9 protein-coding genes and 1 pseudogene are annotated in these 6,091 nt (G+C 53.9%); 7 read left to right on the top strand and 3 right to left on the bottom strand.

Translation table 11 applies throughout. From position 1 onward, the window contains the following. Positions 1-9: 9 nt before the first annotated feature. From K5905_RS25215 to K5905_RS25225, 3 genes are all read right to left on the bottom strand, one after another. On the bottom strand, positions 10-768 hold the full coding sequence (locus tag K5905_RS25215) for a FadR/GntR family transcriptional regulator (RefSeq protein WP_297589262.1): 759 nt from the start codon (positions 766-768) through the stop codon (positions 10-12). Between the two features lie 228 nt (positions 769-996). Further along, on the bottom strand, positions 997-1,365 hold the full coding sequence (locus K5905_RS25220) for a PilZ domain-containing protein (RefSeq protein WP_297589265.1): 369 nt from the start codon (positions 1,363-1,365) through the stop codon (positions 997-999). Positions 1,366-1,374: 9 nt separating this feature from the next. After that, positions 1,375-1,779: a hypothetical protein gene (locus K5905_RS25225; RefSeq protein WP_297589267.1), complete on the bottom strand. Its 405-nt coding sequence runs from the start codon at positions 1,777-1,779 to the stop codon at positions 1,375-1,377. Between the two features lie 308 nt (positions 1,780-2,087). On the opposite strand from K5905_RS25225, the gene flgB reads away from it, so the two are divergent. The 7 genes and pseudogenes from flgB to K5905_RS25260 form a co-directional block, all read left to right on the top strand. Next, positions 2,088-2,468, top strand: a complete 381-nt coding sequence (gene flgB / locus K5905_RS25230; RefSeq protein WP_297589270.1) for a flagellar basal body rod protein FlgB — start codon at positions 2,088-2,090, stop codon at positions 2,466-2,468. Positions 2,469-2,478: 10 nt separating this feature from the next. Next, entirely contained in the window at positions 2,479-2,895 is a 417-nt protein-coding gene (gene flgC, locus K5905_RS25235; protein ID WP_297589272.1) for a flagellar basal body rod protein FlgC, read from the top strand. A 2-nt stretch (positions 2,896-2,897) separates the two neighbouring features. Further along, a complete protein-coding gene (locus K5905_RS25240; RefSeq protein ID WP_297589274.1) occupies positions 2,898-3,230 on the top strand; it encodes a flagellar hook-basal body complex protein FliE in 333 nt (110 codons plus the stop codon). A gap of 53 nt (positions 3,231-3,283) precedes the next feature. Beyond that, complete coding sequence (flgG, locus tag K5905_RS25245) at positions 3,284-4,072, top strand: flagellar basal-body rod protein FlgG (protein ID WP_297589277.1); 789 nt, start codon at positions 3,284-3,286, stop codon at positions 4,070-4,072. A 16-nt stretch (positions 4,073-4,088) separates the two neighbouring features. After that, complete coding sequence (gene flgA, locus K5905_RS25250; protein WP_297589279.1) at positions 4,089-4,547, top strand: flagellar basal body P-ring formation chaperone FlgA; 459 nt, start codon at positions 4,089-4,091, stop codon at positions 4,545-4,547. Between the two features lie 3 nt (positions 4,548-4,550). Further along, on the top strand, positions 4,551-5,654 hold the full coding sequence (gene flgI, locus K5905_RS25255) for a flagellar basal body P-ring protein FlgI (protein ID WP_297589281.1): 1,104 nt from the start codon (positions 4,551-4,553) through the stop codon (positions 5,652-5,654). 125 nt (positions 5,655-5,779) lie between these two features. Beyond that, positions 5,780-6,091: pseudogene (locus tag K5905_RS25260) on the top strand (hypothetical protein); the annotation flags it as partial.

A 6,091-nucleotide genomic window follows, 5' to 3' on the forward strand; every position in this document is an offset into this window, starting at 1 on the left:
TTCCAATCGTCAATGCGCGGCAGAGACAGAAGCTATTTTCTCGGCGATTGATTTGTTCTGCATCAGCATGTCTCTCATGAGATTGCGGGCAAGATCTGCATCTCCTGCCACGATCGCTTCTGCCACATCAATATGGTTGTTGCGGGACACCAGTTCGTCCGGCGCGCCTTTACGGCCTGCGGAATAGGAAAAAATAAGCACCGCGTAGATCAGATTCTGCAATTGCGCCAGCATCAGGTTGCCGCTTGCCTGCAAAATAGTGGCGTGAAAGGCGTAGTCAGCACCGATCAATCCCGAATCGTCATCTTCTGGCTGGAGGCTCTGTGCCGCGGCCAGGATCGTGTTGCGTTGTTCACTATTTGCGTTCAAAGCAGCCAGCGCTGCTGCTTCCGGCTCGAAAATAAGCCGCAGATCGGTTGCCTCGGAATAGATCCTTGCCGTTAAGGGACTGTCAGCGTCGTGCCAACGAATGACATCGGGGTCGAGCAGGTTCCAGTCATCGAAGTGGCACACTCTGGAGCCATAGCGGCGGGCCGTTCTCACGAGACCTTTCCCGCACAAAACCTTGATGGCTTCGCGTACCACCGTCCGGGAAACCCCCAGTGCGTCTACGAATTCGTCTTCCTTGGGTAGGATCGCGCCCATTTTGTAGTGGCCGCGTGCGATGCGCTGTCCAAGATGTTCGACTGTGTCTTTTACGGCACCCGTCGGCAGGGAGGTCAGGACTTTGTCCGGCAATTCAAATGAGAAGAGTTTCGACTTGTTCATTCCGCCCGCTCAGATGATTGCGTTCATTTCGGGTCCGGTAGAACCTTCAGAACTCAAATGAATCTCAACGGTCGTTTTACAGCGCTTTCACCGCGAAAACTAGAAATAGGACAATTCCTTTGCCGGATAACGGAAATTTGAAAACAGAGTATCGTTGATTGTCTCAGTAGATCTTATTCTCGTACCTTGAGTAAGAAGTCGATTTTACTTTGAAACCTGATGTGCAGATTACCCGTCCAGCGCGTACAGTTTTTGAGCGAGTTTTCTGACACCGGTATTGCTGAAATGTCTGATGTTCGCTGGCGGGACCAGATATGTCACTCCCGCAGTCAGGCCGTCCCGCCAACGGAGTTGCACTTCGGCGACAGTCTTTGGAACCGCGTCGAAAACGTAGAATTCTTCAGGCAGATCCGTGTCTTCATTTAAAACCAGACGAATGCCACCATCTGAGATATCGCGGATCGTGCACTCACAGATAAATTCATTGTCGAGACTTGCGAGTTTGGCTGGGCGAAGTCTTGTACGTTGGCGCGGGTAAAGCCGTCGTTGAATGGCTCGCGCTAAAGACTCCTTTTTCGCGTTCAGGAACGAAAACATGACCAGTCCTCACCGATACTGTCTCACAGGTGCCTGCCTTTGAACCGGCAAGGGCGGAATTGATTTTCGAAGGGGGGACGGGGTCGACCGATAGGTTGGATCGCCAAGAGTTTTGGGTTCATGCGTAACAGAGGACTGTCCATTCCGGCAGAGGCGGTAAGCGAGATCGTACATTCCCTGCCAGCCTCCTGGATAGTTTCCAATGGTGTCAAGTACTGACAGGGCACCTCCTGCAATGGCACCGCGCCTGACACCGTTTGGTCCTCGCCAGCCACCACCTATGACGGCACCGCGCATTGCTCCGTCGACGACTGTCAGGTCCGATGGATCGCCGGATACATGGGCGTCTGCATAGGCACGAGCATATGTTTCGCAATCAACGGGTAGGCCATCGGCCAGTGATCGGGTTCCCATGTGCAATATTGCGAGAGATGCCAGTATCAATAAACCTGAATGACGACCTGAGCATTTTGCAACGAGTTCCGATTGTGATTGCTGCATAGCATAAAAAGCCCTGAAGCCATTCCTCATCCAGTTCATGCAAGATACCTCGAGTGACAATTTGGTCGCCGGTGTCGATCGACAGCGCCTTTGCATCAATGCATGCACAGCGAAGGTTGTCTGAACCTTGCGTTGCCTGGCGATTTTGACGTGATCGCGACAGCCTCGGACAAGGTTCAACGCTTACCTGTTGGGCAACCTGAGTTGATAGGAGGTTTTCGATGGAACCTGTGTTCCTGACCAAACTGGTTTCGCACAACAATGATTGGCTTTCAGTACGCCAGGCGACAATCGCGGAGAACATCGCCAATGCGAATACACCTGGATTTCGCGCCAAAGACCTGGAGCCGTTCACGACTGTCATCAGCAAAACCCAACTCGCTATGATTGCCACCCATGGAGACCATCTTGGTCAGTCGATGGAAGTCTCGCGCGTTTCCGATGTCGAGAAAGCCGATAGCTGGTCCGTGAGCCATTCAGGCAATTCGGTCAGCCTGGAACAGGAACTGGTGAAGACGGGAGAGGTCGCGCGCGATCATTCGTTGAACGCCAGTATCGCGAAGTCATTTCACCGAATGTATCTCGCCGCAGTGAAGCCATAGGGAAATTTCCATGTCCGATCCATTAACCGCAACTCTACAGATCTCGGGATCCGGATTGAAAGCTCAGTCCGAACGGCTTCGGGTGGTTTCAGAAAACCTCGCCAACGCACGCTCAACCGGAGAAACCGCCGGCGACGATCCCTACAGGCGGAAAACCATCACGTTCGAGAGTGAATTCAATCGCGCAAGTCAGGCAAACTTGGTCTCGGTAAAGGGGATTGGAGCGGACAAGGCGCCATTCACAGTTGAGTACGACCCGGGACATCCGGCGGCAGATGAAAACGGTTACGTGAAGATGCCGAACGTAAACACGTTGCTGGAACTTGCTGACATGCGAGAGACCAACCGGTCTTACGAAGCCAATTTGAAAGTTATGACGCAGGCACGGGAAATGGTCATGCGTCACATCGATCTTTTGAGGAATTGATGATGATTAATGAAATTGCAGCCCTGACATCCTCCACGGACGGTGTTTTGAAGGCATCGTCAACGACCCGCTACACCGTTGGTGCTCCTGATCTCGGTGGAACGCAAAATGCTGCGGAAGCCAGTTTTACCGAAGCGATGGCCGAAGTGTCCCAAGGGGCGATTGACAAGGTGAAGCAGGGAGAAGCGGCGGCAATTGCCGGCGTTGATGGGCAGGCATCCGTTCAGCAGGTAGTCGAAGCCGTAATGGCCGCTGAATCTACGCTCCAGACTGCAATCGCCATTCGGGACAAGGTGGTGACGGCGTACCAGGAAATCAGCCGCATGACGATCTGATTTGCGTTCAAGAAAATGCCGGCAGACCCGGCGAACAGTTTAGGAGTATCTCGATGAAAGCCCTGGCCATAGCCGCAACCGGCATGAGCGCACAGCAGCTGAATGTTGAAGTTGTTGCCAACAACATTGCGAATATGAACACGACTTCGTTCAAACGGTCGCAAGCGGAATTTTCAGATCTGCTCTATCAGGCCGAGAGGCTGCAGGGGGTTCCCAACCGTGGTGGTGAAGACCCGGTTCCAGAAGGCGCCCAGCTTGGTCTTGGCGTAAAGACCGCCGGTATCAGAAAGCTGCATGCTCAAGGGTCCTTAAGCAACACGGGAAACCAGTTCGATGTTGCTCTTGATGGTCGCGGCTGGTTTGAAATTACCGGTCCCGATGACGAAACGCTTTACACGCGGTCAGGGTCATTCAACAAGAATGCGGATGGTCGGCTTGTGACCATTGATGGCTATCCAGTTGAGCCGGCCATAACCATTCCGGAAGAAACGATCGAAGTTGTCATCAATGAATCCGGTCAGGTTTACGCCAAGGTTGACGGAGAACTTGCTCCGCGGGACCTGGGGCAACTGACACTGGCGAACTTTGCCAATGATGTTGGCCTTGAACCTGTTGGCAGTAATCTCTTTCGCGAAACGGAAGCGTCCGGAACGCCTGTTGCCGGTGTTCCAGGTGATCCTGGCTTCGGTGTTGTCCGTCAGGGCTATCTTGAAAGCTCCAACGTGGACCCGGTGAAGGAAATCACCGCGCTTATCAATGCGCAACGTGGCTATGAAATGAACTCAAAAGTGATGAAGGCCGCCGACGAGATGGCCGGTACTGTTACCAACGGCATCCGTTAGGGAAGGGAATAAGGCAATGGTTAGCTTGCTCCGGTCCTTCCTTGCTGTACTCCTGGTGACGATATCCGTGTCAAATGCTGGCGCCGCGGGAATGGAACTTCCTGTTCCACGTCAGACAATCCATCCGGGTGATGAAATTTCGCACCAGGATCTCGTGGAGCGGAGATTTCCACGCCGAACTGCGCAGCAATTTGCCGTTTCTACACATCGTGGTCAATTGGTTGGCATGGTCGCGCGGCGAACATTGCTGCCCGGTCAGCCGATCCCTGCAAACGCGATTGAAAAACAGGTCCTGGTCCGTCGAGGAGAACCGGCGCGTCTGGTTTTCCGTGAACAGGGACTGATGATCATCATGCAAGTGGAAGCGCTGCAAAATGGCGGCGCCGGCAACTTTGTGCGTGTGCGCAACATTGACAGCGGATTGGTGGTGTCAGGCCGTGTTCAGGAAGACGGTACCATCCGAGTGGAGAATTGATAGATGACCCGGTTAGTTTGCTGCCTCCTGGTGGCACTCATGGCAGTCCTTCCGGCTTCTGCGATGGTCCGTATCAAGGATATTGCCAACTTGCAGGGTGTTCGCGACAACCAGCTCGTCGGATACGGATTGGTGATTGGATTGAAAGGTTCCGGGGACAGCCTGCGCAATTCTCCGTTTACGGAACAATCTCTTCAGTCGATGCTGGACAGCCTTGGCGTCAATGTGCGCGATGCGCGGCTTCGTACCCGAAACGTCGCAGCAGTCGTCGTCACGGCAGAAATGCCATCCTTTATCGGCAAGGGCTCTAGCATTGACGTAAGCGTGTCATCCCTGGGCGATGCGACATCGCTTGCCGGAGGAACACTCATTGCAACACCCCTCTTGGGAGCGGATGGGCAGATTTATGCGGTTGCTCAGGGCCCGGTTGCTGTTTCGGGGTTTGCCGAACTCGGTCAGGCTGAGAGCTTGACGCAGGGGATACCCACTGTCGGACGTGTTCCCAATGGTGGTCTGATCGAAAGGGACCTGCCGGCAAAGTTCTCTCAGATACCTGCTCTTGTGCTCGAGCTCAGCAATCCTGATTTCAAAACGGCTGTGCGGATCACTGACGCAATAAATATCCATTCCAAGGAACGTTACGGTGTCAGTGTCGCCAAGGAGCGGGATTATCGCACTGTGGATCTGACACCGCCCAAATACGTGAGCGTCACCAGGTTCATAGCAGAAATCGAATCCATTCGTGTCCGACCAGACCAAACAGCCAAGGTGGTGATCGACGAGAGAACGGGAACCGTTGTTATCGGCAAGGATGTCCAGATCTCGACAGTTGCGATCACACATGGAAATCTTACGGTCAGGATTTCCGAGGCTCCGGAAGTGTCGCAACCATCGCCTTTTTCTCAAAACGGTCAGACAGTCGTCGTTCCCAGAACCTATGTAGATGCGCAGGAATCCGGCGGGCAACTCGCTGTCGTCGGTGGAACCGATCTTCCTACTCTCGTGCGAGGTCTCAATCGAATTGGACTGCGTCCGACAGGGATCATTGCCATCCTCCAGGCGATCAAGACAGCAGGCGCTCTTCAGGCGGAGCTTGTTGTCCAGTAATCGGTCGGCCGTTGCATGTGCCGGAAACGCCGCTCATTGAGCGGCGTTTTTTCGTTCACCAGCCTCGCGCAAGCTCGATCCCCGACTGTGCATCTCAACGGGTTCAGCACGAAGGATGGGGCTTCATGCCGCTTATTATGAACAGCTGTCGAAGATCGGGTTTTCTGGCCCTCCTGGCAGTTTCATTTGCTTTTGGTGGAGGCGAGGCGCACAGCCAGGAACCTCGAGGGAAGCCTGTGGCTGAAGTGGTGGTTCCACCTAAGGACAGCGAGCTTTACTGCAGGAACATTGCCGATGCTGCATCTAACGCGCGCATCCAGTGGCAGACCTGGAAACTGATCAGCCTGGAAGCCAGGCTACGCGATCGAATTGCCGAGCTTCAGCGCAAGGAAAAAGAATTCGAAAAGTGGGTCATTCGGCGCGAGGAGTTGCTCAAC

Origin of the sequence: Roseibium sp., assembly GCF_025698965.1 — a bacterium.
Lineage (GTDB): Bacteria > Pseudomonadota > Alphaproteobacteria > Rhizobiales > Stappiaceae > Roseibium.